Origin of the sequence: Micromonospora sp. DT41, from assembly GCF_049841715.1 — a bacterium.
Lineage (GTDB): Bacteria > Actinomycetota > Actinomycetes > Mycobacteriales > Micromonosporaceae > Micromonospora > Micromonospora profundi.
This window is the reverse complement of record NZ_JBNCKU010000004.1, coordinates 151,685-178,527: the sequence shown is the minus strand read 5'-3', so window position 1 is coordinate 178,527 and position 26,843 is coordinate 151,685. Positions and strand designations below refer to the sequence as shown.

Here is a 26,843-nt window from a genome sequence, read left to right as displayed (position 1 = left end):
CTCGCCGCACCCTGAGGACCTGATCACGACCGGGGCATTTTTCGATGACGGATAGTGCCGCAGGGTTGATAGGCGGGCCTGCCCACGTTTAGTTGTGCTGGGCGCACAAGCGCCCGGGACGGGGGGTCGCGCGGTGCAATCTCCACCAGAGCAATCTCCACCAGAGCAGACAGATCCGGTGCCGGAGCGGGGGTGGCGGCGGGCCGCCGCGGTGAGCGCGGTGCTCGTCGTGCTGGCGGCGATCGGGGTGGTGGTGTGGGGGGTCGCCACGCAGCGGGAGGCCCCGACGCCCGCGGCAGGCGCGGAGTTCGAGCCGGTCCTCTCCACGCTGCCGGCGCAGGTGCGACCGCCGGCCCAGGCGGTGGACCTGCCCACCGACCGTGGCGTCGGCCGGGGTGCGCTGATCTACCACCAGCAGACCGACCCGGAGGACCTCGACCCGACCGGCGCGACGTTCGAGCGCCACGACGTCTACGTGGTCACCGTATCGGGTGAGCAGTTCCGCGTCGGGCGTACGCCTGAGGGGGTCGGGCCTCTGAACCTGTCCCTGTCGCCGGACGGACGCTGGCTGGCCGACCGACGGGACGGTCGGTGGCGGGTGCGGGACCTGACGGGGACAGCCGAGCACGAGGTCACGAACGAGTACGAGCTGGACGTGTGGTCGACTGACGCCCGGTCGGCGCTTTTCATGAAGCCGGACATGGACGGCCGGGGTTACGCGGTCATGGCCCTGCCCGACGGCGAGGTGCGACAGCTCGACATGCGCACCTCAGCCATCAGCGCCGAGGCGGGCTTCATCAACGGCAGGGAGATCGCGACGTACGAATTGGTGCCAACCGACCACGCGTCGGAGATGACAGTCAAGCTCACGGACATCGCCACCCTCGTGACCCGGAGGCTGACGGTGGGCAGGCAGGAGATGACCGAGACGGCGCCTCCGATGTTGGCGTTGTGGTACGCGGGCGGGAGCCCGCCGACCATCTGGGTGCACGCCCCCTCGAAGAGCGGGCAGGGGACGCTGCTGGGAGTCGACGTGAAGACCGGAGCGGCCACCGCCGGGATCGAGGTGCGGACCGTGCCCGGGCAGAGCGCGGAGCTGTGTCGAGGCGTGGTGCCCGAGGGCGTTGTCCTGCAACGCATGACGACAACCACCACCGAGTTGGTGGTTGTCGACCCACACAACGGCGCCCGGCGTGTCGTGACGACGTTCCCAAGGCTGGTGAACCTGCTGGTCCCCGGCGCGCGGATCTGACCGTGGCCAGGACGGACGGGTGAGCGGAGCGGACCGTCAGCGTAGGCCGGCGAAGAGGTCGTCCTCGGGCAGCGGCGCGTTCGTGGTGTCCCGCACGCGGACGAACGTCTCGACGCCCATCAGCTCGGTGAAGCGCTCCCGGCCCAGTTGCAGGAAGAAGATGTTCTCGGTCTGGCTGGCGTGCGCCGCCAAGGCGTCGAACTTCTGGTCGCCGTACGCCTTCGTGTCGACCCAGGTGCTGATCTCGTCGTCGGGGAGGCCGAGCGCTGGCTCGGGCGACGACGGGTCCGGGTCGGCCCACTCGATGCCCAGCTCCTTCATGATCCGGCCGAAGTCCTCGAACGCGGTGCGGGGCACAGTGGTCCAGTAGACCTTCGCGGGAACGTCGGTCTGCGCGACGGCCGCCATGGTGATGCGGTGGGCCTGGATGTGATCCGGGTGACCGTAGAAGCCGTTCTCGTCGTAGGTGACGATGACGTCCGGTCGGTACCGGCGGATCAACTCGGCCAGCCGGTCCGCCGCCTCCGCGACAGGCGTCGACCAGAACGAGCCGGGCTGGTCGTTGTTCGGCCAGCCCATCATCCCCGAGTCGCCGTAGCCGAGGGTCTCCAGGTGGGTGACCTTCAGCGCCGCGCAACTGGCCTCCAACTCGGCCTGGCGCATCGCCACCACGGCGCCCGGGTCGTGACCGGGGTCGCCGGGCTTCACCCCGCCGGGCCCGTCACCGCACCGGCCGTCCGTGCAGGTCACGAGAACCGTCGTCACTCCCTCGGCCGCGTATCGGGCCAGGACGCCGCCGGTGCTGGTGGCCTCGTCGTCGGGGTGGGCGTGCACCGCCATCAGGGTCAGGGATCGCTCAGCCATGCCACAAGCGTACGGGGATCGACGCCGGGGAACGGGACATCAGCGTTCGGTGCGGACCGGGTCGCCCCGCACCACCTCGTCGTGGATGCGCCAGCGGGCGGTGGTCACCGCCCGCCGGGCCGCCTCGTCGCCGGCCTCGATGCGCTGCCGCAGCAGGCGCATGGCGATGGCGCGGTTGAGGCTGAACTGCCGCTCCCTGTCCACCACCACGACGAGCCCCGACGGGCGGTGGGTAGCGCGTACGGCGGTGCTCGCCTTGTTCCGGTGCTGCCCACCGGGGCCGCCGGTGCGGCAGGGCACGATGTCGACGTCCGCCTCCGTGAACGTCGTCGCCCCGGCGTCACCCGGCGGCGGTTGCGCTGTGACATACCAGTTCTTCCGGCCGTGGCCTGGGCGGTAGGGACTTGGCGCCTGCCAGCACAGATTGCCCGTCCAGGAGGCGGCGAACGCCTCGGCGTCGGCACCGGATATCTGGATCAACGCCGATCGGTAGGTGCCGGCCCGGTTGCCCGGCACCACCTCGACCCGTCGGACCGTCAGGCCACGCCCGGCGGCGTCGCCCTCCAGCCGGCGCAGCAACCGGGCCAGCGCCCAGGCGCACTCCTGCGGGCCGTGCCCGCTGGACAGCAGCAGCCGCGTACTCATGATCGGCCCCGCCCGCGGCGCTGGCTGTCCGGTCGTGGCGTGGCCCCTGCGGCCCGCGTCTTGTAGGTGATCACCGGAGTCGTGGTGGCCACAGGTGTGGCCAGCCGGTGCTCGACCAGATCACCGATCACCTGCTCGATCCGCTTGTACGCGGTGGGAGCCTCCTCGAAGAGCAACTGGCGGTCGCCGCACACCACAAGCGACCCCACCGGCGTGCGACGCAACTCCTCGACCGTGTGTTTGGCCCGGCCCCGGCGCAGGGCGTCGGCGCGGGACATCTTGCGGCCCGCGCCGTGCGCCACGGAGTGGTTGGCGTCGGGCCCGGCGTGCGCGGCCACGAGGTAGGACGCCGTGCCCCGCGTACCGGCGATGAGCACGTCGCGGCCGTCACCGGGTGCGGCCCCCTTGCGGTGCAGGTACACCCCGTCGCGGACCTCGACCAGGTTGTGGCACTGGTCGACGATCGGCTCGGTCGGCGCGGCCCCCAGGGCGTGCGCCACCCGGGCGGCCAGCAGACGCCGGTTGAGGGAGCCCCACCGCACGGCGTCGTCGTGCGCGGCGAGGTAGGCGGCCGGGTCCGGCGCAGGGCCGGCACCGTGAACGCTCGTGTGCGCCCGCAGGATCCGCTCGCCCAGACCGCGCGAACCACTGTGCACGATGAGGACGAGGTCACCGGCGTCGAGCCCGAGGCGGCTCGCGTGGCCCGGGTGCAGGACGGTGTCGACGCGGGCGAGTTCGACGAAGTGGTTGCCGCGACCGACCGTTGCGAGCCCGTCCAGGTGACCTGCGGGAACCTCACCGCGCAGGACGTCCCAGGCCCTGTCGTCGGCGTCCTGCTCCGGGTCGAGCGGACGGTCGAGGTCGGGGAACCGGGCGGCCAGCCGTTCCGGTACGACGCGCTTGAGCCGGAACGGGAACACGGCGATGCCGCACCCGATGTCGGATCCCACCAGGTGCGGGTACAGCACGCTCGACGCCATGGCGGCGCCGATCGGGGCACCCTTGCCCGGGTGCAGGTCCGGCATGCCGGCAACGTGGATCATTCCGTCGAGGGCGGCCACCTGACGGCACTGCTCCAGCGCGTCGGACTCGATCCAACTCGCGGGGGAGGCGAACACGGTGACGGTGGCCGATGTGGACAGGGGCAGAGACTCCCCAGGGGAGTGGTGCTCAGACAACGACGCTCACTTCTCGCTGAGAACGCAAGGGACAGACGGCGGTACGGCACCGGTCGGCCTCGGGGGCCCGGTGCGGTGCGGTGGTGTCCGTCAGTACGTCATGGGGAGCACTCTGGCCGAACCCGTCCTCGGCGGCAACCGACTTTCGCGCGTACGCTTCCGCGATGAGCGCACCACGGCGCATCCTGGTCTACGGGGTGTACGGCGCCGGCAAGACCACGCTGGCGCAGCAGTTGGCCGAGCGCCTCGGGTTGCCGTGGTATCCGGTGGACGACCAGTTGTGGTTGCCGGGCTGGGTCGAGGTGCCGGTCGAGCAACAGCGCAGCCGGATCGAGGCCATCTGTCGCCGGGACACGTGGATCCTCGATGGTGCCTACCACGGGTGGCGGGACGTACCCCTTGCGCGCGCCGACCTGGTGGTGGGCCTGGACTATCCGCGGTGGCTGTCGTTCTGGCGGTCGTTGCGCCGGACTCTGCGCCGGCTCGTGACACGCGAGGTGATCTGCAACGGCAATCGGGAGTCGCTGGGCAGCGTGTTGTCCCGGGACTCGATCCTGCTCTGGCATGTCGGCGCGTTCGGCAGGGCGCGACGGCGGATGCGGGCCTGGCAGAGCGATCCGATCGCGCCGCCGGTGCTGCTGTTCCAGAGCCCTGCGGCCCTGGACGCCTGGCTGACCGGTCTGCCCTCAGCGCCGGCCCGGCCCCGGCTTGACCGCCCGGCCGAGAACGCAGGGTGAGGACGGGCTGGAACTGGTGGCCGGGAACCGGAAGCGCCGCAGCTCCCCGATGGTGAACCCGGCCGCGCCGATGGCGGCGGTGGTGTCGCGAGCGGTGTGGCAGCCGCCGAACAGCTTCGGCCACACCGTCGCGTCGCACAGCCGTTGGATCCGGCGCAGCCGTCCGGGTTCTTCCACGGCAACGTGCTCGAAGAAGCGCAACTGACCGCCGGGGCGCAGCACGCGGTCGATCTCGGCGAGCGCGTCCGCCTGGTCGGGCACTGTGCACAGCACCATCGCGACGACTGCCGCGTCGAACTCGCCGTCCCCGGCGGGTAACGCCTCGGCCAGGCCGTCGACGACGGTGACCGGCACCGGCGCTGTCGTTGCCGCCCGGGTGGCGGCGGCCCGCAGCCGTGGCTCCGGCTCGACCGCCACGACCTCGGTGACGCCCTGCGGGTAGTGGGGAAACATCCGACCGTTGCCCGCGCCGACCTCGATCACCCGGCCGGACAGGCCGGCGACCACGTCCCGGCGGAACTCGTCGAGGCCGGCGCGGTCCATCGCCACACTGAGCCGCTCGTAGACCCGGGCGAACACCGGATGGGACACTGCGGCCACGTCGACCTCCCGCTGCGTGTGGGTGTCGGCCCCCGTGTCGCCGACCACCCGCCATCAGCAGGCTAGCGGGCCCCCGCCATCGGCAGGCCAGCCAGGCGCTTCGGCGACGGCAATCATGACGCCTGATCTCTGCGCCTCGGTGACGCGCAGCTACGTAGGCTGGAATCGGCCCCTTGGGCGCCGTTCCGGTACAGCGGCTCGATCCGACGCCTGAAGGACAGGGAGTGGTTCGATCATGAGGATCGTCGTCATCGGTGGCAGTGGCCTCATCGGCTCCAAGCTCGTCCGCGATCTCCGTGAGCAAGGCCACGAGGCGGTGGCGGCGTCACCGAAGACCGGCGTGAACACGCTTACCGGCGAGGGAGTGGCCGACGTGCTCGCCGGTGCGGACGTGGTGGTCGACACCTCCAACTCTCCGTCGCTCGAGGGCGGGGCCGCGCTGGAGTTCTTCGAGACGTCCACCCGGACCCTGCTCGCCGCCGCGACAGCCGCCGGAGTGCGGCACTACGTGGCACTCTCGATCGTGGGGTCCGACCGTCTTGCGGAGAGCGGGTACATGCGGGCGAAGGTCGCGCAGGAGCGGCTCATCGCCGGGTCCGGAGTGCCGTACTCGCTTGTGCACGCCACGCAGTTCTTCGAGTTCGTTCAGGGCATCGTCGACGCCGCGACGGACGGAGACACCGTACGACTGGCGCCGGTGCTGATCCAGCCGATGGCGGCCGACGACGTCGCGGCCGGGGTGGCGGCGGTCGTGGTGGGCGCGCCGACGAACGGCGTCGTCGAGATCGCCGGCCCGGAGCAGTTCCGCCTCGATGAACTGGGCCGGTCCGTGCTCACTGCCAGCGACGACCGCCGCTCGGTGGTGACCGACCCCGCCGCCCGCTACTTCGGCAGCAAGCTGGAGGAGCGCTCACTCGTCCCCGTCGACGGCGCCCGCATCGCCGGCACGCGCCTCGACGAGTGGCGCGCCCGGACCTCGAACGCGGCTTGACCGTCACGCTGAGGGCCCGCCGAGGCGGTGCGCCAACTCCCGTACCGCGTCGGTGAAGTGCTCGTCGGACTCGCACGGCCAGTGCCCCTGGATCGGTGGGGGGACGCTGTCGCCCGGCGGGGTCACCACGTCGATGGGGTCCCGCTGTCGACGATCCACTGTGGCCGCCGGGTCGCTGTCGTCTTCAGGTGACGCGTCTGCGGGGAGGATCCGGCCGCCGATCGGGTCGGTGTCGCGCCACAGGTTCACCCACCGCCAGCCGATTCGCTCGCCGATATCGCGCAGCACCGCGTCGTCGATGTACGCGGGAAAGAGCCGCGCGTAGAGCCGGCGCAGCGGTGACCCGTGGGTGAGCAGCGCGACGCGGGCGCCGATCCGTGGCGGCAGTTGGAGCACTGTCGCGGCGAGCAGGACCGAGCCGTGGCTGTGCCCCGTGAGCAGCACCTTGTCGCCGCGTTCGACCAGGTAGGTGATTCGTCGGGTCAGCTCCGGCACGGCGCGTTCGGCGTAGCAGGGTGGCGCGAACGGGTGGGCGGCCCGGGGCCAGAAGGTGCCGAGGTCCCAGATGACACCGACGTGCCGCCGGAACGGGACGGTTCGGTACGCGAAGATTCCGCCGATGATCAGGGCGAGGATGACCGCCGCGATCTTCCAACTGCCGAGCGCGATGCCGAAGGTGATCACGTCGGCGGGCACTCCCACGTACCTTTCGGCGACGTGGCTGGGAAACACCCCCAGCAGGCCGATGGTGGTGGTGGCCATGCCGACGCCGGTGAGGCAGGCGAAGACGACTGCCAACAGCACCAGTTTCTCGGTGAACCGTGCCTTGGCTATCGCGTCGCGTACCTGCCGCAGCCGTGGCAGGGCCTCCGCCGGCCGATCTGGGTAGTCACGTGCGACGACCGCCGCCGCGGCGCGGTTCCGGCCAGGGCGGGAGAGCACCACGACAAAACCGGCGACGACCGTCGTGACCAGCACGGTCCGGAAAAACCCGAAGATCGCCCAGGTGTACGCCCCGGGCGGGCCGGCAGCGAGGCCCTCCCCGGTCGGCAGGTTGCGGTCCAGGAAGTCCGCGACCCGGTAGACCAGCTCCGAGGAGTACGCCACCGCAATGCTTATGGAGATGGATGAGATGGCCAGCGCTCCCAGACCGAACAGCGGACTGCCGTCGCTCTGGCGGTCCCGGTGCCGGAGCAGGACCCCGCCGAACACGGCCAGCAATGTCGTCTGGGCGATGCACAGCCCTGCCAGTATCGCCTCGTAGCCGGGCAGCGCGCGCCCCTCCTGCCATGGCTCGGGGCTGGTCAGCACGTGGATCACCGCTAGGACGGCAAGGATGACGGCGATGGTCCGCAGCGTGCGCGTGATCGTGTCGAGTCGGGTGTTTGTCGGGGCCCTGTCGATCAGCGCGGGGGTGCACAGCAGGCCCACACAGGCGGTCAGGACCACGCCGGTGGCGACCACCAGCGCGAGCGTGACGGCTGAGGCGCTGCTCGCGGCGCGGGCGGCGAGCAGGACGGTGCTCATCGTCGCGAACGCCGCCGCCACGTGTACCGAACGGAGCCGCCCCACAAGCGGTTCGGCGTCCCATTTGCCGACTGCGCTGAGCCGATGCCCGCCCAGCTCCTCGTCGGGTGCCCGGAACGCCTCGAACGTTCTTCCGGGCCGGTTGCTGAGCCGCCAGACCAGGGCGATCGCGGCGGCCGGGACCAGCGCGAGCACCGCCAGCCGCACCCCGACCCGCTGCCCGCTCAGCCAGGACAGCCAGCTTCGCCCGGCCAGGCAGCGGGGTGACGTCAGGCACTTCCAGGCGACAAGGTCCAGGGCGACGCCCGCGACGGCCAACACGTACAGCACGGTGAGCATCAGTGCCAGCACCCTGCAGAGGGATTTGACCACCGCCTCCGAGCCCGGCTTCGCGGGGCGCATCCAGATCGCCACGTTGGCCAGCATGAACGGCAGCAGGAACACCAATCCGAGGGTCCGGGCCACGGTCCCGGAGGGCAGGTCACCCCAGCGGTACGCCTCCAGCGTCACGCCCGGTACGCCCTCCGGTGCCGGTCCGGACGGGCGTATCCGGAAGAAGCCCCCGCTGCGGTCGCCGGCGACCTGCGCCGACTGCCGCAGACCCAGCATCTGGTCGGCTCCGGCGCCGGAGACTCCGTGCACTCGCAGTTCGATGATGTCGCCGGAGGTGTCGCGCCCGTTCAACAGTGCTGATCCATCCGCCATCGCCCCCCGAGGCGTTCCGGCAGCCCGGCCGACGATCCGGGCCGGGGACGCCCCGCCACCGGTGTGGCGGACCCGGGTCTACCCCGGTTCGGCGAACCCATTCGTGTGGTGTTGCCCTGCCGCGCGGGTGCGGGACGTCCGGTCGGCCGGGCGGCGACGGTCCGTAGTGCCGCGGGCAGGGTTGAGTCGGGCCGCCCCGGGTAGCCGCCGCCATGGTGGCTGACGGTCGGCCTGGAACGGACGGGGGCGCTCCGACCCGTACCGACGACTCCGCGTGGGCGGGCCGGGCGGCGACGGTCGCCCGGCTCCGCGAGCGTGCGGTGGCGACCCTGCGGGACCGTCTGCGTCGGGTACACGCCATCGGCGGTCTGGCCCTGCAGGCCGGGCTGGCCGCCGCGCTGTCCTGGCTGCTGGCGCACGACGTCCTGCACGTCTCCCAGCCGGTGTTCGCGCCGATCTCCGCAGTGTCGACCCTCGCCGCGTCGGTCGGCCAACGCCTCCGACGCACCGTCGAGCTGATCATCGGGGTGTCCGTGGGGGTGCTCGTCGGTAATCTGCTGCTGGTCGTTGTGGGCACCGGGTGGTGGCAGCTCGTGCTGATCGTCGTGCTGGCGGTCCTCGTCGCGCTTTTTCTCGTCGGCAGCGCCGCGGTGGTGATCCAGGCCGGCGCGACGGCGGTGCTCATCGCGACCCTCAGCCCTTCCGTGCGGGACCTGGAGATCCCCCGCTTCGTGGACGCGCTCATCGGGGGTGGCGTGGCGCTGTTGGTCACCGCCGTGCTGTTGCCCCTGAATCCGCTGCGTGTGCTCAACCGGGCCGCCCGGCCGGCGTTTGCCCTGCTCAGCACGCAGCTCGACGCCACCGCTGGAGCGTTGGCCAACGGCGACGCCGGCCCTGCCCGGACCGCTCTGGCGGCCTTGCGGCAGAACAAGGACGAGGTGAGCGCGCTCGTCGAGGCGACCCATGGCGCTCGGGAGGCCAGCACCCTGTCGCCGGTGCACTGGCACGAGCGGCGCGGGCCGGTGGGTCGGTACGCGTGGGCGGCGGAACCGATCGACAGGGCGATGCGCAACACCGGCACGCTGATCCGCCGGGCGGTGAGCCTGATCGAGGACGGTGAGCCGGTTCCGGCGCCGATGTCGCAGGCGGTCACCGACCTGGCCGAGGCGGTCCGGCTGCTCAAGCAGCAGTTCGCCGCCGGTCACGAACCCGAGCGGGCGCGGGTGCAGGCGTTGCGGGCGGTGTGCAGGGCCGGTGACGCCTATCGGGAGGGGGTCGGCTTCTCCGGTGCTGTCGTGGTGGCACAGGTCCGAACGACTGTCAGCGATCTGCTGGTGGCGACCGGGCTGACTCAGGAGGCGGCGAATCGGCTGGTCAGGCGTGCCTTCGGAGAGCTGGTCCGGCCCGGTGCTGCCGATGCGGGCGAGTGAAGTGGCATCGCGCTGAGCCGAAGGTGTTGCATGCTGAGCCAAAGTGGTGCCATGATGGCGTCATGGATCTGAGGCCGTACGTCGAGAACCTGCGTAACGAGTTCGCCGTCGCCGCCGAGGGCGTCGACCCGGACAGCCGGGTGCTGGCCGAGCGGCTCTTCGCGCAACTGGAGGCGGCGACCCACCTCACGCTGCTGGAGGCGCTGTCCGACGCCGCCGACGAGATCACCCGCGACCTCGCTCCGGGGTCGGTGCACGTCCGGCTGCGCGGGCGCGACCCCGACTTCGTGGTGACACCGGCCAACCCGCCGACAAGCGATCCGGCCGAGCAGACCGAGCAGTCCGGGCCGGCGACGCTGCCGGCGCCCGTGCTGCCGCCGGACGGCGACGACGGCGGCACGTCGAGGATCAACCTGCGCCTTCCCGACCATCTGAAGGCAAGCGTCGACGAGGCCGCCGGCCGGGCCGGGCTGTCGGTGAACGCCTGGCTGGTGCGGGCTGTCGCCGCTGCCGTCGGGGCCGGTGACGCGAACCGTCGTACCGCCCGTCGGCCGGAGCCCCGCGCCGGCCAGCACTTCACCGGCTGGGCGCGCTGACCCACCCGTCCTCCTTTTCTTTCCACCCCGCTCACCAGCGGCGACGCCGCTGGCATCCTCCCGGGAGACCACCATGCCTGTTTTCGACACACCCGAGCCCATCAACGTGCATGTCGAACTGCCCGTCGGCGACGCGTGGATCTCCGCGTCCGACCGCACCGACACCGTCGTCGAGGTGCGGCCCCGCGATCCGTCGAGCAAGGCCGACGTGAGCGCCGCCCAACAGACCACGATCGAGTACGCCTCCGGCCGACTGACGATCCGGGTGCCGAAGAGTTGGCGCCGCTACGGCCCCGGCCCCGGGCCCTCGGTCGACGTCCTCATCGAGGTGCCGGCCGGCTCACGGATGCACGCCGAGGCGTCGTGGGCGGCGTTCCGCGGTGAGGGCCGGCTCGGCGAGTGCCACGTCAAGACCGGCGGCGCGATCCGACTCGACGAGACCGGGCCGCTTGACATCGACACCAACCACGGCGAGGTCACAGTGACACGTGTCGACGGCCCCGCCCGGGTGAAGGCGTCCTCCGGCAAGGTGCGCCTCGGCGAGGTCGGCGGCACCGCCGAGATCAAGAACTCCTCCGGCGACTGCTGGATCGGCCGGGGCGGCGGAGACATCCGGATCAACACCGCACACGGCGACATCGCCGTCGACAAGTCGGCGGCCTCGGTGACGGCACGCACCGCGTACGGCAACGTGCGACTCGGCGAGGTCGCCCGCGGGTCCGTGGAGTTGCAGACCTCGTATGGGGCCATCGAGGTCGGTGTCCGGCGGGGGACCGCCGCGTGGCTCGACGTCGGTTCCCGGCACGGCCGGGTCCACAACGCGCTCTCTACTACCGACAGCCCGGCAGAGACCGACGAGACCGTCGAGATCCGGGCCAACACCTCCTACGGCGACATCATGATCCGCCGTGCCTGACCGCCGGGCGACACCGGACACGAATCGAGGAGCCATGACCGTGCCAACCCAGCCCGCGATCGTCGCGAGCGGCCTGCGAAAGTCCTACGGCGACAAGGTGGTCCTCGACGGCATCGACCTGGAGATCCGCGCGGGAACGATCTTCGCGCTGCTCGGTCCCAACGGGGCCGGCAAGACCACCACGGTGCAGATCCTGTCCACCCTGATCGGCGCCGACGCCGGCCAGGCCCGCATCGCCGGCCACGACCTGACCCGGGAGCCGGACGCGGTCCGCGCGCTAATCGGCGTCACCGGCCAGTTCTCCGCCGTCGACAGCCTGCTCACCGGGCGGGAGAACCTCCGCCTCATGGCTGACCTGTGTCACCTGGGCCGGGCGGCAGGTCGACGGCGTACCGCCGATCTGCTCGAGCAGTTCGACCTTGTCGAAGCGGCGGACAAGCCGGCGGCGACGTACTCCGGGGGCATGCGACGGCGGCTCGACCTCGCCATGACACTTGTCGGCGACCCCCGCGTCATCTTCCTCGACGAGCCCACGACGGGCCTCGACCCCCGTAGCCGCCGTTCCATGTGGCAGATCATCCGCGACCTCTCCGCCGAAGGTGTCACCATCCTGCTCACCACGCAGTATCTGGAGGAGGCCGACCACCTCGCCGACCGCGTCGCGTTCCTCGACCACGGCCGCCTGATCGCCGAGGGCACCCCGCATGCGCTCAAGCGGCTCATCCCCGGTGGGCACGTCGTACTGCGGTTCGCCGACCACGACGGGCTCGACGCGGCGGCCCGTACGTTCGCCGGTGCGACCCGGGACGACGCGGCGCTCACCCTTCAGGTGCCGAGCGACGGTGGCGTCGGATCGCTGCGCTCAGTCCTCGACCAGCTCGACCGCGCGTCGATAAGCGTGGCCGGCCTCGCCGTGCACACCCCCGACCTCGACGACGTCTTCCTCACCCTCACCGGCCAGACCGACAAGGAAGGGGCGATGGCGCGATGAGCACCCTCACCCTCGCCGCCCGCGATTCGGGCACGATGCTGCGGCGCAACCTGCTCCACATGCGGCGCTACCCGTCGCTGACACTCATGCTCGTCGGCATCCCGGTCATCCTGCTGCTGCTCTTCGTGTACGTCTTCGGCGGCACCCTGGGCGCCGGCCTCGGGCCCTCCGGCGACCGCGCCGACTACGCCAACTACGTCACCCCGGGCATCCTGCTCATCACCGTGGCGAGCGCGGCGCAGGGCACCGCCATCTCGGTCGCCATGGACATGACCGAAGGCATCATCGCCCGTTTCCGTACCATGGCGATCTTCCGGCCGTCGGTGCTCACCGCCCACGTGCTCGGCAGCCTGGTCCAGGCGTTGCTCAGCCTCGCGGCGGTCACCGGGGTGGCACTGCTCGTCGGGTTCCGGCCCAACTCCACGGCGATCGAGTGGATCGCCGCGGTCGGCGTCCTCGCCATGATCACCTTTGCGGTCACCTGGTTGTCTGTCGCGCTCGGCCTGGTCACCAAGAGCGTCGAGACGGCAAGCAATCTGCCCATGCCGCTGGTGCTGCTGCCCTTCCTCGGCAGCGGGTTCGTCCCCACCGACTCGATGCCGACCCCGGTGCGGTGGTTCGCCGACCACCAGCCCTTCACCCCGGTCATGGAGACCCTGCGCGGCCTGTTCTTCGGCACCGGTATCGGCAGTAACGCGATCGAGGCGGTCGCGTGGTGCGCGGCCATCAGCGTGGTCTGCTTCTTCTGGGCCAGGGCGTTGTACAACCGCGACCCGAGCGCCTGACCCGACACGCACCCGTCGTGACTCGCGGCGCGGTCCCCGGTCGAGGCGGGGCGCGAACGGAGGCGGCCCGCACGATCACCCGGCAGCCCGGCCCCGATGGGCCGGGCTGCCGGCGCGGACGTGGTTCGCGTCGGCCCTCGGAACGGGTTCGACCAAACATCAAATGTTATCGATAACAACGTCTTGCCGAGTCGGCCGGGCGGGGCCGCCGCTGGCCGCCGGAGCGCTTGATCCTGGGCAGTGTGGTGACCTGTCGGTCGATCCAGAGATCCGACCACAGGACCTCGAAGCCCGATGATGTTATCGCTGACACTGGGCCTGGCGGCAGTCGCTCCTGTTCGGACGTCCGCCTCGCGATCGTGGTCGACGGCGGGCGACTCGTCCCGGGACCGTCGGGGAGGGTGCCGTCGTCGAGGCAGGCCCCTACGGGGCCGCCGACCCGTCAGCATGTCCCCAGAATGCCGGAATTCCGCGCTTTGCCCCAGTCTGTTGGCGGTCTGCGTGCCTGGAGGGGCCTCCGCGTTCCGTTACGGAGCTGTTGCGGGTAGATGTCTTGACGAGGCTGGATGTGAGCGTTAACACTATCCCCGTTAACGGCGGAGGTGAACATGAACCGTGTGGACGGAGCTGCCGAAAGCTACGTCGTCGGTGTCGACTACGGCACCCTCTCCGGGCGGGCACTCGTGGTCCGGGTCGGTGACGGTGCCGAGGTGGGGACCGCTGTGCACGAGTACGGCGACGGGGTGATCAGCGCTGCGCTTCCCAGCGGCCGGCCGCTGCCCCCGGACTGGGCGCTGCAGAACCCGCAGGACTACCGCGACGTGCTGCGTTACGCCGTGCCGGCAGCGGTGTCCGCAGCGGGGATCGACCCGGCCGCCGTGATCGGCATCGGCATCGACTTCACCGCCTGCACGGTGCTGCCGACGTTCGCCGACGGCACCCCCCTCTGCGAGGATCCTGAGCTGCGCGACCGGCCGCATGCGTGGGTCAAGCTGTGGAAGCACCACGCCGCGCAGCCGCACGCCGACCGGATCAACGCGTTGGCCCATGAGCGGGCCGAGCCGTGGATCGGCCGGTACGGCGGCAAGATCTCCGCCGAGTGGCAGTTCGCCAAGGGCCTGCAGATCCTGGAGGAGGACCCCGAGGTCTACCACCGGGCCGAGCGCTTCATCGAGGCCGCCGACTGGATCGTCTGGCAGCTCTGTGGCGCCGAGACCCGCAATGTCTGCACGGCCGGCTACAAGGGGATCCTCCAGGACGGCCAGTACCCGTCCGAGGGCTTCCTGACCGCGCTCAACCCGGGCTTCGGCGACTTCGTGGCCAAGCTGGACGGTCCGCTGCTGCCCCTGGGCGCCAAGGCCGGCACGCTCACCGCCACCGCGGCGGCGTGGACCGGGCTGCCGGAGGGGATCGCTGTGGCCGTCGGCAACGTCGACGCGCACGTCACAGCGGCCTCGGCGCAGGCCGTGGAGCCCGGTCGGCTCGTCGCCATCATGGGCACCTCCACCTGCCACGTGGTAAACGGTCGGCAACCCGCCGAGGTGGCCGGCATGTGCGGGGTGGTCGACGGCGGCATCAGCCCTGGCGCGTGGGGCTACGAGGCCGGGCAGAGCGGTGTCGGCGACATCTTCGGCTGGTTCGTCGAGCACGCCGCCCCGGCCGGGGCCGCCTCGCACGAGCACCTCACCGCGCTGGCCGCAAGCCAACCGGTCGGCGCGCACGGCCTCGTCGCGCTGGACTGGTGGAACGGCAACCGCTCGCTGCTTGTCAACCACGACCTGAGCGGGATGATCGTCGGGATGACCCTGGCCACCCGGCCGCAGGACATCTACCGGGCGCTGCTGGAATCCACCGCCTACGGCACCCGCATGATCATCGAGGCGTTCGTCGAAGCCGGTGTTCCGGTCGACGACCTGGTGATCGCCGGTGGTCTCACCTCCAACGAGCTGCTGATGCAGATCTACGCCGACGTGACCCGGCGGCCGCTGAACATCATCGCCTCCGCGCAGGGCCCGGCGCTCGGATCGGCGATCCACGCTGCCGTCGCCGCCGGCGCGTACCCGTCGGTGCACGAGGCGTCGCAGGCGATGGGGAAGGTGCACGAGGCCGTCTACCGGCCGGACCCCGACCGGGCCCGCGCCTATGACGCCCTCTACGCGGAGTACCGGGCGTTGCACGACCACTTCGGCCGGGGCGGCAACGACGTCATGCTCCGCCTGCGGGCGATCCGCAACGCGGCGGTGGGGACCGCCGAGGCGCCGGCCGACAGCGCCCCCGTGACCGCTCACGAGACCCCGTTGGAGGTCGTCGCATGACCATCGAGGTGACCCGACAGATCCGCGAGCTGCGTGAGACGGTCGCCCGTCTGCACTCCGAGCTGACCCGCTACCAGCTGGTGGCCTGGACGGCCGGCAACGTCTCGGCGCGCGTACCGGGCAGCGACCTCATGGTGATCAAGCCGAGCGGTGTGAGCTACGACGACCTCACGGCCGACACCATCGTGGTCTGTGACCTCGACGGCGTTCTCGTCGAGGGCGACCTCGCCCCTTCCAGCGACACCGCCGCCCACGCCTACGTCTACCGGGCCATGCCCGAGGTGGGCGGGGTCGTGCACACCCACAGCTCGTACGCGACCGCCTGGGCGGCCCGTGGTGAGTCCATTCCCTGCCACCTCACCGCGCAGGCCGACGAGTTCGGCGGCGAGATCCCGATCGGCCCGTTCGCGTTGATCGGCGGCGACGACATCGGCAAGGGCATCGTCGCCACGCTCGCCGGGCACCGCTCACCAGCGGTGCTGATGCGCAACCACGGCGTGTTCACCATCGGCCGTGACGCCCGCGCGGCGGTCAAGGCAGCGGTGATGTGTGAGGACGTCGCCCGCACCGCGCACCTGGCCCGGGCGCTCGGTCAGCCGGTGCCGATGGCACAGGCGGACATCGATGCCCTGTATCACCGCTACCAGAACGTCTACGGTCAACAACCAGTCGCACCGGCGAGCTCCTGAGCGTCCAGCGTGGATCAGGGTCGCAGGTCTGCACCACCGACGTACCAGCACGCACCACCCGCAGAGGTCGCCTCTCGTACGTCGGCGGCTGACGCGGTCCCCACCACACCCAGCCAAGGAGAACTGATGAGAAAGATGCGTACGCAGTCCGCGCCGTGGCGCGCTGTCGCGGTCCTCGCCAGCGTGCTGCTCGTCGGCGGCGTGGCGGCCTGCGGCAACAGCGACACCGGCGGCGGCGGGTCCACGGACGACGGCAAGATCACGATGGGCTTCTCGCAGGTCGGTGCGGAGAGCGGGTGGCGTACCGCGAACACCACCTCGATCAAGGAGGCGGCCGCCGCCGCGGGCATCGAGCTGAAGTTCGACGACGCGCAGCAGAAGCAGGAAAACCAGATCAAGGCGATCCGCAACTACATCCAGCAGAAGGTCGACGTGATCGCCTTCTCGCCGGTCGTGGAATCCGGCTGGGACACCGTCCTCAAGGAGGCCAAGGACGCCGGCATTCCGGTCATCCTGACCGACCGCTCGGTCGACTCGCCCGACAAGAGCCTGTACAAGACCTTCCTCGGCTCGGACTTCGTCAAGGAGGGCCGGCTCGCCGGTGAGTGGCTCGTCGAGCAGAAGAAGAGCGCCTCGGGTCCGGTGAACATCGTCGAGTTGCAGGGCACCACCGGTGCCGCCCCGGCCAACGACCGCAAGAAGGGCTTCGCCGAGGCGATCGCCGCCAACCCGAACCTGAAGGTCATCGCGTCGCAGTCCGGGGACTTCACCCGGGCCGGTGGCAAGCAGGTGATGGAGCAGTTCCTCAAGGCCAACCCGAAGATCGACGTGCTGTTCGCGCACAACGACGACATGGGTCTGGGTGCGCTCGAGGCGATCACCGCGGCCGGCAAGGAGCCGGGCAAGGACATCACCATCATCACTGTCGACGCGGTCAAGGACGGCATGCAGGCTCTCGCCGACGGGAAGTTCAACTTCATCGCGGAGTGCAGCCCGCTCCTCGGCCCACAGCTGATGGAACTGGCCAAGAAGGTGCACGCGGGCGAGGAGGTGCCTGCCCGGATCGAGACCGAGGAGACCACCTTCACGAGTGAGCAGGCCAAGGAGGCCCTGCCCAACCGCAAGTACTGATCGACGCCGGGGGTCGCCGCGCTCGCGTGGCGGCCCCGCCGCGTCGCCCCCAACCCTCAACGGACCGGGCATGGCCCGCGATCACCCCGTGACACGCCCGCCCGAGCCGCCCCTCACGGGGCGGCTCGGGCGGGCTCGGCGGGAGCGCGACGGCCCTTCCGCGTCGACAACCCCCAGAAGAGGTCTGATGGGATGACGGATAGCCGTCCGGTCCTGACGATGACCGGGATCAGCAAGTCCTTCCCCGGGGTGCGCGCACTCCACGACGTCAACTTTCGGCTCTTTCCCGGCGAGGTGCACGCCCTGATGGGCGAGAACGGCGCCGGCAAGTCGACCCTCATCAAGGTGCTCACCGGTGTCTACGACACCGACGCGGGCGCGATCACCCTCGACGGCGAGCCGGTGTCCTTCAGCGGGCCGATGCAGGCGACGGCCGCCGGGGTGAGCACCGTCTACCAGGAGGTCAACCTCTGCACCAACCTGTCGGTGGCGGAGAACATCTTCATCGGCCGGGAACCCCGGCTCCTCGGGGCCGTCCGCTGGGGTGAGGTCCGCCGCCGCGCCCGTACGCTGCTGACCCGCCTCGACCTCGACCTCGACGTCAGTGCGCCGCTCGGTTCGTACTCCCTCGCGATCCAGCAGATGGTCGCCATCGCCCGCGCCATCGACATCAAGGCCCGGGTGCTGATCCTGGACGAGCCGACGTCCAGCCTCGACGCGGGTGAGGTCGCGCAGCTGTTCCGCATCATGCGCCAACTGCGCGACGAGGGCATCGCGATCCTGTTCGTGACGCACTTCCTCGACCAGGTCTACGAGATCGCCGACCGCATCACAGTGCTGCGTAACGGCGGGCTCGTCGGTGAGTACCAGACCGCCGAACTGCCCCAGCTCAGCCTCGTCGAAAAGATGATCGGCAAGGAGCTCGACGCCCTGGAGGGCATCGAGGAGAGCTCCCGACGGGACCTGGCCACGCTTGAGGAGGGCACGCCGCTGGTGGCGGTGTCGAACTTCGGCCGGTCCGGCGCGGTCGAGCCGTTCAGCCTGACCATCCATGCCGGCGAGGTGGTGGGTCTGGCCGGCCTGCTGGGCTCCGGGCGTACCGAGGTCGCGCGGCTGTTGTTCGGCGCCGACCGGGCCGACGGCGGTCAGGTGGTTGTGGACGGCTCGTCGAGCAGTCTGCGTACGCCCGCGCAGGCCATCGACCAGGGTGTCGGGTTCTGTTCGGAGAACCGTCGCGCGGAGGGCATCGTGCCCGACCTGTCGGTCCGCGAGAACATCATTCTCGCCATGCAGGCCGCCCGCGGCTGGCTGCGGCCCATTCCGCGTCGCCGTCAGGACGAACTGGTCGACAAGTACGTCAAGGCCCTCAACATCCGGCCCGCTGACCCGGAGGTGCCGGTGCGCAACCTGTCCGGCGGCAACCAGCAGAAGGTGCTGCTGGCCCGCTGGCTGATCACCGAGCCACGGCTGTTGATCCTCGACGAACCGACCCGGGGTATCGACATCGGCGCGAAGACCGAGATCCAGAAGCTCGTGACGCAGTTGTCCGACGGCGGGATGGCGGTGCTGTTCATCTCCGCCGAGCTGGAGGAGGTACTGCGCCTCAGCCACAAGGTGGCAGTGATGCGGGACCGGCAGATGGTCGCCCAGCTCGCCAACGACGACGACCTCGACGCCGACCGCGTCATGCAGACCATCGCCAGCGGATCCCACCGGGAGGAGGCAGACCGATGAACGACACAATGGGCCGCTACCGGACGATGATCGGTCACCGGCTGTTCTGGCCCGCCGCCGTGCTGGTCGCCATGCTCGCCGCGAACACGATCTACCGGCCCGGGTTCCTGTCCGTCGAACTCAAGGACGGGCACCTGTACGGCACGCCGATCGACATCCTGCGGCTGAGCGCACCGCTCATCCTCGTCGCGCTGGGCATGACCCTTGTCATCTCGACCGGCGGCATCGACCTGTCGGTCGGGTCGGTCTGCGCGATCAGCGGCGCGATCGCCTGCATGTACATCAGCAAGCAGCCCGACCAGAACAGCCTCACGGTGGTGCTTACCGCTCTCGCGATGGCGCTGGGTGTGGCGCTCGTGCTCGGCGCCTGGAACGGGGTGCTGGTGGCGGTGATCGGTATTCAACCGATCATCGCCACGCTGATCCTCATGGTGGCCGGCCGGGGTCTCGCCCAGCTGATCACCGAGGGTCAGATCATCACGATCAACTCGGAGCCGTACCGGGCGATCGGTCTGGGCCACGCGCTGACCCTGCCGCTTGCCATCTTCATCGCCCTCGCCGCAGCCCTGCTGGTGGCCGCCTTCACCCGACGGACCGCCCTCGGCGTGATCATCGAGTCGGTGGGTGGCAACGCCGTCGCCAGTCGGCTCGCCGGCATCAGATCCGCCCGGGTCATCTTCCTCACGTACGTGATCAGCGCCGCGTGCGCCGCGATCGCCGGTTTCATGATGACGGCCAACGTCTCCAGCGCCGACGGCAACGCCGCCGGCCTCTGGGTCGAACTCGACGCCATCCTCGCGGTGGTCATCGGCGGCACGTCCCTCGCGGGCGGCCGGTTCTTCCTCAGCGGCACGATCCTCGGCGCGCTGATCATCCAGACCCTCACCACAACTGTGTACGCAATGAACATCTCGCCGCAGACCGCGCTGCTGTTCAAGGCGGTCGTCGTCATCGCCGTCTGCCTCATCCAGGCGCCGGCCTTCCGGGCCCGGTTCGCCCGCCGTAGGCGAAACGCTCCGCCGCCCGCCGCCATCGCCGACAAGCCGAAGGAGCAGGTGCCGGCATGACCACTGGATCACTCACCGCCGGCCGCGCCCGGTTCCGGCTGCCGAGGCGGCAGATACCGGTCCTGGCGACGCTCGCCCTGCTCCTGGTCATGTACGGCATCGGGGTGTCGCAGTACACGGCGTTCTCCAACGTGCAGGTCATCTTCAACGTCTTCATCGACAACGGTTTCCTGCTCGTCGTCGCGGTGGGGATGACCTTCGTGATCCTCACCGGCGGTATCGACCTGTCGGTGGGGTCGGTGGTCGCCATGACCGCGATGGTGTCGGCCTGGCTGCTCCAGGGGGGTATGCCGGCGCCGTTGGTGCTCGTCATCGCCCTGCTCATCGGCCCGACGCTCGGTCTGCTGATGGGCTGCGCCATCCACTTCTTCGAGATCCAGCCGTTCATCGTCACGCTCGCCGGGATGTTCTTCGCCCGGGGCATGTGCACGTTCATCTCCGGCTCGTCCATCCCGATCACCGACGGGTTCTGGACCAGGATGTCGCAGGAGCGGATCGGCGACCCCAAGGGCAACTTCGTCTCGATCAGCGTGCTCATCGCGTTCGCCGTGGTGGCCGTGGCCGCGTACACGCTTGCCTACACCCGGCTGGGGCGCAACGTGTACGCCATCGGCGGCAACCCGCAGTCGGCGCTGCTGATGGGCCTGCCGGTGGGGCGGACCCGGATCGCCGTCTACACGATCAGTGGTCTGTGCTCGGCGATCGGCGGCATCCTGCTGTCCTTCTACACGCTCTCCGGCGCGCCGCTGATCGCCGTCGGCATGGAGTTGGACGTCATCGCCGCCGTCGTCATCGGTGGCACCGTGCTGACCGGTGGTTCCGGGTACGTCTTCGGCACGGTGCTCGGCGTACTGGTCCTGGGCGTGATCCAGACGCTCATCACCTTCGATGGAAGCCTCAACTCCTGGTGGACCAAGATCGTGATTGGGGGTCTGCTCTTCGTCTTCATCCTCCTGCAGCGCCTCATCGGAATCCGTTACAAGTGACCGCCCCTCTCGCGGAAGGCAACCCCATGGCACCACACCCCGAACCCGTGATCTGGTTCCTCACCGGCAGCCAAGGCATGTACGGCGAGGAGACGCTCCGGCAGGTCGCCGAGCAGTCCCGCCAGATCGCGGCCGCGCTCGACGACTCGCCGCAGATCCCTGCCCGGGTGGTCTGGAAGCCGGTCCTGACCAACAGCGGCGAGATCCTCCAGATCTGCCGCGACGCCGCCGCTCAGGGCGCGATCGGGGTCATCGCGTGGATGCACACCTTCTCCCCGGCGAAGATGTGGATCGCCGGCCTGGACGCGTTGCAGACGCCGTTGCTGCACCTGCACACCCAGGCCAACGTCCTGCTCCCGTGGGACGACATCGACATGGACTTCATGAACCTGAACCAGGCCGCCCACGGCGACCGCGAGTTCGGGTACATCCAGACGCGTCTCGGTGTGGCCCGCAAGACCGTCGCGGGGCATGTCAGCGACCCGAGGGTGACCAGCCGGGTCGGCGCGTGGGCGCGGGCGGCCCTGGGTTGGTCGGCGATGCGGTCGCTGCGCCTGGCCCGCTTCGGTGACAACATGCGCGACGTCGCGGTGACCGAGGGCGACAAGGTCGAGGCGGAGCTGCGCTTCGGGGTGTCGGTGAACACCTACGGCGTCAACGACCTGGTCAAGGTGGTCGGCGAGGTCACCGACTCGCAGGTCGACGACCTCGTGAAGGAGTACGAGGACACGTACCGTGTCGTCCCGGCGCTGGTGGCCGGGGGTGAGCAGCACGACTCCCTGCGGTACGCGGCCCGCCTGGAGCTGGGCATGCGCGCCTTCCTGGACGCCGGCGGGTTCCGGGCGTTCACCACGAACTTCGAGGACCTCGGCGGGCTGCGTCAGCTGCCGGGCATCGCGGTGCAGCGGTTGATGGCCGACGGTTACGGCTTCGGCGGCGAGGGCGACTGGAAGACCTCCGTGCTCGTGCACACCCTCAAGGCGATGTCGGTGGGCGTGGAGGGCGGCACGTCCTTCATGGAGGACTACACCTACGACCTCACCCCCGGCTCGGAGCTGGTGCTCGGTGCCCACATGCTGGAGGTCTGCCCGACCATCGCGTCCGGCGTACCCAACGTGGAGATCCACCCGCTGAGCATCGGCGGGCGGGAGGACCCGGTGCGCCTCGTCTTCGACGCCGAGCCCGGCCCGGCTGTGGTGCTGGGGCTTGCCGACATGGGGGAGCGCTTCCGGCTGGTGGCGAACGAGATCGACGTGGTGACGCCGCCGCAGCCGCTGCGCCGACTGCCGGTGGCACGGGCCGTCTGGCGTCCCCGACCCGACCTGCCTGTCTCGGCCGAGGCGTGGATCACCGCTGGCGCTCCCCATCACACGGTGCTGTCCCAGGCAGTCGGCGTGGAGGAGTTGCACGACCTGGCCGAGATGAGCCGTACCGAACTCGTCGTCATCGACGCCGACACCGAGCCGCGTCGCTTCGCCGACGAGATCCGGTGGAACCAGGCCTACTACCGGTTGGCGCGCGGCTTCTGACCCACGCGGCAGCACCTTCCCAGACGGGTGGGGCGTCACCACCGGCCGTTGTCGGTCGGGACGCGCCACCCGTCTGCGTGTGCGCCTAGCACGACCGCGAGCCAGCTGTGTTACGTCTTGACTAAGGGCGTGTTATCGCTCACAGTCTATAACCAAGACAGTCAATATCTGCGGCTGACCCGCCCGCGAATCGCGTCCGCCCCCCGGTTTTCACTGATTGCCGCCCTCGCGGCACGGGGAGCGATGTTAGCGATCACATCGGTCGGGCCCGTGGCCAGGCACGGCACCCCGCCCGGTGCCGGGGGATGCCGGCCCAGACCGCTTCGGTTCGCGTTCTCGAAGGAGGATCATGGTTGCCATCGGTCGGGTTCCCTGGGCCACACCACCCGCGCGTCGGCGCGGGTGGTTGCGGCGGCTCACCGCCGCCGCGGCGGCGGTGCTGGTGGGCGGCACGCTCACCGCGGTGGCCGCGTCACCCGCATCGGCAGCGACGGTGGACACCAACGCCTGGTACGTGTTGGTGAACCGCAACAGCGGCAAGGCGCTGGACGTGTACAACCAGGCCACGAACGACGGCGCGCGGATCACGCAGTGGGCGCGCAACGACGGCGCGTGGCAGCAGTGGCAGTTCGTCGACTCCGGCGGCGGCTACTACCGGCTGAAGTCCCGGCACTCCGGCAAGGTGCTCGACGTCTACAACTTCTCCACCGCCAACGGCGCGTCGATAGTGCAGTGGGCCGACGGCAACGGGGTGAACCAGCAGTTCCGCCTGGCGGACTCCTCGGGCGGCTACGTGCGACTGATCAACCGCAACAGCAACAAGGCGGTCGAGGTGCAGAACGCCTCCACCGCCGACGGCGGCAACATCGTGCAGTACGACGACTGGGGCGGCAACAACCAGCAGTGGCAGCTCGTTCAGGTGGGCAGCGGAGGCAACCCCACCACACCGCCGCCGACGACTCCGCCCCCGACGGGCGGGACGTACACCAACCCGGTCGTCTGGCAGGACTTCGCCGACGTCGACATCATCCGGGTGGGCGACGCCTACTACATGTCGGCGTCCACAATGCACTACTCGCCGGGCGCTCCCGTCCTGCGCTCGTACGACCTCGTCAACTGGGAGTTCGCCGGGCACTCGGTGCCACGCCTGGAGTTCGGGTCGAAGTACGACATGAGCGGCGGTAACGCGTACGTCGACGGGATCTGGGCGTCGACGCTGAACTACCGGCCGAGCAACAGGACGTTCTACTGGGCCGGGTGCATCGACTTCGCGCAGACCCACATCTACACCGCCAGCGCCGTGGACGGCACCTGGAGCAAGCACACCACAATCCCCAACTGCTACTACGACGCGGGGATGCTCATCGACGACAACGACACCATGTACGTGGCGTACGGCAACGGCACCATCAGCGTCGCCCAGCTGTCCGCCGACGGGAAGTCGCAGGTCCGCGCCCAGCAGGTGTACCAGACGCCATCGAGCATCGGGACGCTTGAGGGCGCGCGTTTCTACAAGCGCAACGGCGCCTACTACATCTGGCTCACCCGACCGGCCAACGGCCAGTACGTGCTGAAGTCGACAAACGGCCCGTTCGGCCCGTACGAGCAGCGCCAGGTGCTGCTCAACCTGCCCGGCCCGATCTCCGGCGGCGGGGTTCCGCACCAGGGCGGACTGGTGCAGACCCAGAACGGCGACTGGTACTACATGGCGTTCGTCGACGCGTACCCCGGTGGTCGGATGCCCGCCATGGCGCCGATCACCTGGACCGGCGACGGGTGGCCCGTCCTGCAGACGGTGAACGGCGCGTGGGGCAGCTCGTACCCGAAGCCGAACCTGCCCGCCGCGCCCCGGGCGGTGAAGCCACTCACCGGCACCGACACGTTCTCCGGCACGACCCTCGGCCCGCAGTGGGAGTGGAACCACAACCCGGACACCAGCCGGTATTCGGTAAACAACGGGCTCCGCCTGCAAACCGCCACCGTCACCGGCGACCTGTACGCCGCCCGGAACACGTTGACGCACCGCATCCAGGGCCCCACCTCCACCGCCACCATCGAGCTTGACTACTCGACGATGCGCGACGGTGACCGCACGGGCCTGGCGGTGCTGCGCAACTCGTCGGCCTGGATCGGCATCCGGCGGGACAACGGTTCCACGCGTCTGGTGATGCAGAACGGCTTGACGATGGACAGCAACTGGAACACCACCAGCACCGGCAGCGAGGTGGCGAGCACCGCCGTCTCCGGTGGCCGGATCTGGTTGCGCGCCAACGCCGACATCAGACCCGGATCCGGCCGTCAGGCCCGCTTCTCGTACAGCACCGACGGGGTCAACTTCACGTCGTTCGGCAACGCCCTGACGCTCGCCAACAACTGGCAGTTCTTCATGGGCTACCGGTTCGCCATCTTCAACCACGCCACCCAGGCGCTCGGGGGAGCGGTGACGGTCAACCGGTTCGACCTGACGACACCGTGACGCCTGTCACACAGCTGTCGATCTGACCGGTGGCGCGGACTTCCCGTCCGGATCTCGGACGGGCGGTCCGCGCCACTGTTCGTGCCCGTCGCCGCCCTGCTCCGTGCCCCTTCCGGGAACGGGGAACCGGTCGGTGGCGCGGGCGCCGCCCGGTCCGTTCGTCGCCCTCGGTGTGGGTGACGGGTGGGCCGGGCCGCCGACCTGCGACCCGTCGCGCCGTTCGCCCACAGCCAGGCCCTGTCCAGGCCGATGGCTGGCGTAGACTGTCGGCGATCCAGCGCTGGTCACCTGGGATTCAGCACCGGCGTGGTGACTGAGCGAGGGGGATCAGGCCGGGCCGCTTCCAGTCGACGTCGACGGGCTGCGGTCCGGATTTGGCGGGGGGAGTGAAATGGCCGTCCATGGTCCCGCGATGACTGATGTCGCTCGTCTCGCCGGTGTCTCCCACCAGACGGTGTCACGGGTGCTCAACGGGCACCCCAACGTGCGTGAGCAGACCCGTTTGCGGGTGCGGGCGGCGATCGCCGAACTCGGCTACCGCCCGAACGGCGCGGCACGCGCCCTGGTGACCGGCCGGTCGCAGGTGATCGGCGTGGTGGCACAGAACACCACCCTCTACGGCCCGGCGTCGCTCCTGGCGGCCCTTGAGCAGACCGCAGCGGAAGAGGGCTTCGCGGTCAGCGTGGGCAGTGTCCGGGACCTCGACCACCGGTCGATCTCGGCCGCGGTCGAGCGGCACCTGGCGCACCGGGTCGCCGGCATCGTCGTCATCGCGCCGGTCGAGTCGGCCGGCGAGGCGCTGGAGCGGCTGCCTCAGGACGTCCCGTTGGTCACCGTCGACGGCGACCCGCATCGGCCGATGCCGCTGGTGACTGTCGACCAGGTGGCGGGCGCGCGGGCGGCGACCCAGCATCTCCTCGACGCCGGGCACCGCACCGTGTGGCACGTGTCGGGGCCGTCCGACTGGTTCGACGGTGCCGGTCGCATCGAGGGCTGGCGGGAGACTTTGCTGGCCGCCGGGATCAGCCCGCCGCCGCTGATGCCGGGGGACTGGTCGGCGGCATCGGGTTACCGGTGCGGGCAGATGCTGGCACGGATGCCCGAGGTCACCGCCATCTTCACGGCCAACGACCACCTCGCTCTGGGCGTGCTGCGGGCGTTGCACGAGTTCGGCAGGCGGGTGCCGGCCGAGATCAGCGTGGTGGGCTTCGACGACGTGCCGGAGGCCGCGTATTTCATCCCGCCGCTGACCACCGTCCGGCCCGACTTCGACGCTGTGGCACGGGCGAGTCTGCAGATGCTGTTGACCCAGATCGAGTCGGGCAGCGGCGGGGCTCTGCGGCAGACCATCGCACCGACACTTGTCGCCCGCGACAGCGTTGCCCCGCCCCCTTCGCGCTGAGGCGCGTCGCGTGTCGTCGACGGAGCCCTGCCGGCCTGTCGCATCCTGTCGGCGGTGTTCTGCCGGCCCGTCGTGTTGAGGGCCCGTCGCGTCTGGTCGACGATGTCCCGCCGCCCGTTGCGCTGACGGTGGTGGGCGGTCACGCTGAGGCAGCCGCTACCCAGCGTGCGATCGAGGCGACGACATCCACTGTGGACGGCGGAATCCCAGGCCGCGCCGTCGGAAAGCCTCTCGTTACGAGACCGTGACACCGGTATTTCAGATCAACTGTTGACGTGTCTTATGTGAGCGCTAACA

The 26,843-nt window shown here is 70.2% G+C and carries 22 protein-coding genes; 17 read left to right on the top strand and 5 right to left on the bottom strand.

All coding sequences use genetic code 11. From position 1 onward, the window contains the following. Positions 1-178: 178 nt before the first annotated feature. The gene (locus tag ACLQ23_RS09325; RefSeq protein ID WP_355598084.1) at positions 179-1,252 is read left to right on the top strand and encodes a TolB family protein; all 1,074 of its coding nucleotides are present in this window, start codon (positions 179-181) and stop codon (positions 1,250-1,252) included. 36 nt (positions 1,253-1,288) lie between these two features. On the opposite strand, the gene ACLQ23_RS09320 is transcribed toward ACLQ23_RS09325, so the two are convergent. From ACLQ23_RS09320 to ACLQ23_RS09310, 3 genes are read right to left on the bottom strand one after another with little or no spacing between them, the layout of a single operon-like run. Continuing rightward, a complete protein-coding gene (locus tag ACLQ23_RS09320) occupies positions 1,289-2,116 on the bottom strand; it encodes a PIG-L family deacetylase (RefSeq protein ID WP_355598086.1) in 828 nt (275 codons plus the stop codon). Between the two features lie 39 nt (positions 2,117-2,155). Beyond that, positions 2,156-2,761 carry a peptide chain release factor H gene (prfH, locus tag ACLQ23_RS09315; protein WP_355598088.1) on the bottom strand — a complete coding sequence of 202 codons (606 nt, stop codon included), beginning with the start codon at positions 2,759-2,761 and terminating at the stop codon, positions 2,156-2,158. Continuing rightward, positions 2,758-3,939, bottom strand: coding sequence for an RNA ligase RtcB family protein (locus ACLQ23_RS09310; RefSeq protein ID WP_425880535.1), 1,182 nt, complete (start codon positions 3,937-3,939; stop codon positions 2,758-2,760). The genes prfH and ACLQ23_RS09310 overlap by 4 nt, the downstream gene beginning before the upstream one ends. 164 nt (positions 3,940-4,103) lie before the next feature. Here ACLQ23_RS09310 and ACLQ23_RS09305 point away from each other — a divergent pair, with 164 nt between their 5' ends. Beyond that, positions 4,104-4,676, top strand: coding sequence for an adenylate kinase (locus ACLQ23_RS09305; RefSeq protein ID WP_425880534.1), 573 nt, complete (start codon positions 4,104-4,106; stop codon positions 4,674-4,676). Here ACLQ23_RS09305 and ACLQ23_RS09300 read toward each other — a convergent pair. Beyond that, positions 4,626-5,324 (bottom strand): class I SAM-dependent methyltransferase, encoded by a 699-nt coding sequence (locus tag ACLQ23_RS09300; RefSeq protein WP_425880533.1) that lies wholly within the window; start codon positions 5,322-5,324, stop codon positions 4,626-4,628. The two genes, ACLQ23_RS09305 and ACLQ23_RS09300, sit on opposite strands and share 51 nt — an antisense overlap. Before the next feature lie 187 nt (positions 5,325-5,511). Here ACLQ23_RS09300 and ACLQ23_RS09295 point away from each other — a divergent pair, with 187 nt between their 5' ends. Next, on the top strand, positions 5,512-6,267 hold the full coding sequence (locus ACLQ23_RS09295) for an SDR family oxidoreductase (RefSeq protein WP_355632609.1): 756 nt from the start codon (positions 5,512-5,514) through the stop codon (positions 6,265-6,267). 3 nt (positions 6,268-6,270) lie between these two features. Here the strand turns inward: ACLQ23_RS09295 and ACLQ23_RS09290 are convergent, their stop codons facing one another. Next, positions 6,271-8,478 carry a hypothetical protein gene (locus ACLQ23_RS09290; protein WP_355632607.1) on the bottom strand — a complete coding sequence of 736 codons (2,208 nt, stop codon included), beginning with the start codon at positions 8,476-8,478 and terminating at the stop codon, positions 6,271-6,273. Positions 8,479-8,711: 233 nt separating this feature from the next. On the opposite strand from ACLQ23_RS09290, the gene ACLQ23_RS09285 reads away from it, so the two are divergent. The 14 genes from ACLQ23_RS09285 to ACLQ23_RS09220 all read left to right on the top strand — a co-directional run bounded on the left by ACLQ23_RS09285 (position 8,712) and on the right by ACLQ23_RS09220 (position 26,546). After that, on the top strand, positions 8,712-9,929 hold the full coding sequence (locus ACLQ23_RS09285; RefSeq protein ID WP_425880532.1) for an FUSC family protein: 1,218 nt from the start codon (positions 8,712-8,714) through the stop codon (positions 9,927-9,929). Positions 9,930-9,991: 62 nt separating this feature from the next. After that, on the top strand, positions 9,992-10,525 hold the full coding sequence (locus tag ACLQ23_RS09280; RefSeq protein ID WP_425880531.1) for a hypothetical protein: 534 nt from the start codon (positions 9,992-9,994) through the stop codon (positions 10,523-10,525). 73 nt (positions 10,526-10,598) lie between these two features. Beyond that, a complete protein-coding gene (locus ACLQ23_RS09275) occupies positions 10,599-11,441 on the top strand; it encodes a DUF4097 family beta strand repeat-containing protein (protein WP_355632598.1) in 843 nt (280 codons plus the stop codon). 34 nt (positions 11,442-11,475) lie between these two features. Continuing rightward, positions 11,476-12,432: an ATP-binding cassette domain-containing protein gene (locus tag ACLQ23_RS09270; protein WP_425880530.1), complete on the top strand. Its 957-nt coding sequence runs from the start codon at positions 11,476-11,478 to the stop codon at positions 12,430-12,432. Then, entirely contained in the window at positions 12,429-13,217 is a 789-nt protein-coding gene (locus ACLQ23_RS09265; protein WP_355632592.1) for an ABC transporter permease, read from the top strand. Before ACLQ23_RS09270 ends, ACLQ23_RS09265 begins: the two co-directional genes overlap by 4 nt. Positions 13,218-13,825: 608 nt before the next feature. Beyond that, a complete protein-coding gene (gene araB / locus ACLQ23_RS09260) occupies positions 13,826-15,532 on the top strand; it encodes a ribulokinase (protein ID WP_355628016.1) in 1,707 nt (568 codons plus the stop codon). Next, complete coding sequence (locus tag ACLQ23_RS09255; RefSeq protein ID WP_053652793.1) at positions 15,529-16,221, top strand: L-ribulose-5-phosphate 4-epimerase; 693 nt, start codon at positions 15,529-15,531, stop codon at positions 16,219-16,221. The genes araB and ACLQ23_RS09255 overlap by 4 nt, the downstream gene beginning before the upstream one ends. Before the next feature lie 126 nt (positions 16,222-16,347). After that, complete coding sequence (locus tag ACLQ23_RS09250; protein WP_425735471.1) at positions 16,348-17,352, top strand: ABC transporter substrate-binding protein; 1,005 nt, start codon at positions 16,348-16,350, stop codon at positions 17,350-17,352. Positions 17,353-17,544: 192 nt separating this feature from the next. After that, positions 17,545-19,086, top strand: coding sequence for a sugar ABC transporter ATP-binding protein (locus ACLQ23_RS09245; protein ID WP_355628010.1), 1,542 nt, complete (start codon positions 17,545-17,547; stop codon positions 19,084-19,086). Next, on the top strand, positions 19,083-20,153 hold the full coding sequence (locus tag ACLQ23_RS09240) for an ABC transporter permease (RefSeq protein ID WP_425880529.1): 1,071 nt from the start codon (positions 19,083-19,085) through the stop codon (positions 20,151-20,153). The genes ACLQ23_RS09245 and ACLQ23_RS09240 overlap by 4 nt, the downstream gene beginning before the upstream one ends. Beyond that, positions 20,150-21,139, top strand: a complete 990-nt coding sequence (gene yjfF / locus ACLQ23_RS09235) for a galactofuranose ABC transporter, permease protein YjfF (protein ID WP_355628005.1) — start codon at positions 20,150-20,152, stop codon at positions 21,137-21,139. The genes ACLQ23_RS09240 and yjfF overlap by 4 nt, the downstream gene beginning before the upstream one ends. 26 nt (positions 21,140-21,165) lie before the next feature. Further along, entirely contained in the window at positions 21,166-22,668 is a 1,503-nt protein-coding gene (gene araA / locus ACLQ23_RS09230; protein ID WP_355628003.1) for an L-arabinose isomerase, read from the top strand. 349 nt (positions 22,669-23,017) lie between these two features. Then, entirely contained in the window at positions 23,018-25,144 is a 2,127-nt protein-coding gene (locus tag ACLQ23_RS09225; RefSeq protein ID WP_355598106.1) for a family 43 glycosylhydrolase, read from the top strand. Positions 25,145-25,556: 412 nt separating this feature from the next. Beyond that, a complete protein-coding gene (locus tag ACLQ23_RS09220) occupies positions 25,557-26,546 on the top strand; it encodes a LacI family DNA-binding transcriptional regulator (RefSeq protein ID WP_197281424.1) in 990 nt (329 codons plus the stop codon). Positions 26,547-26,843 lie beyond the last annotated feature (297 nt).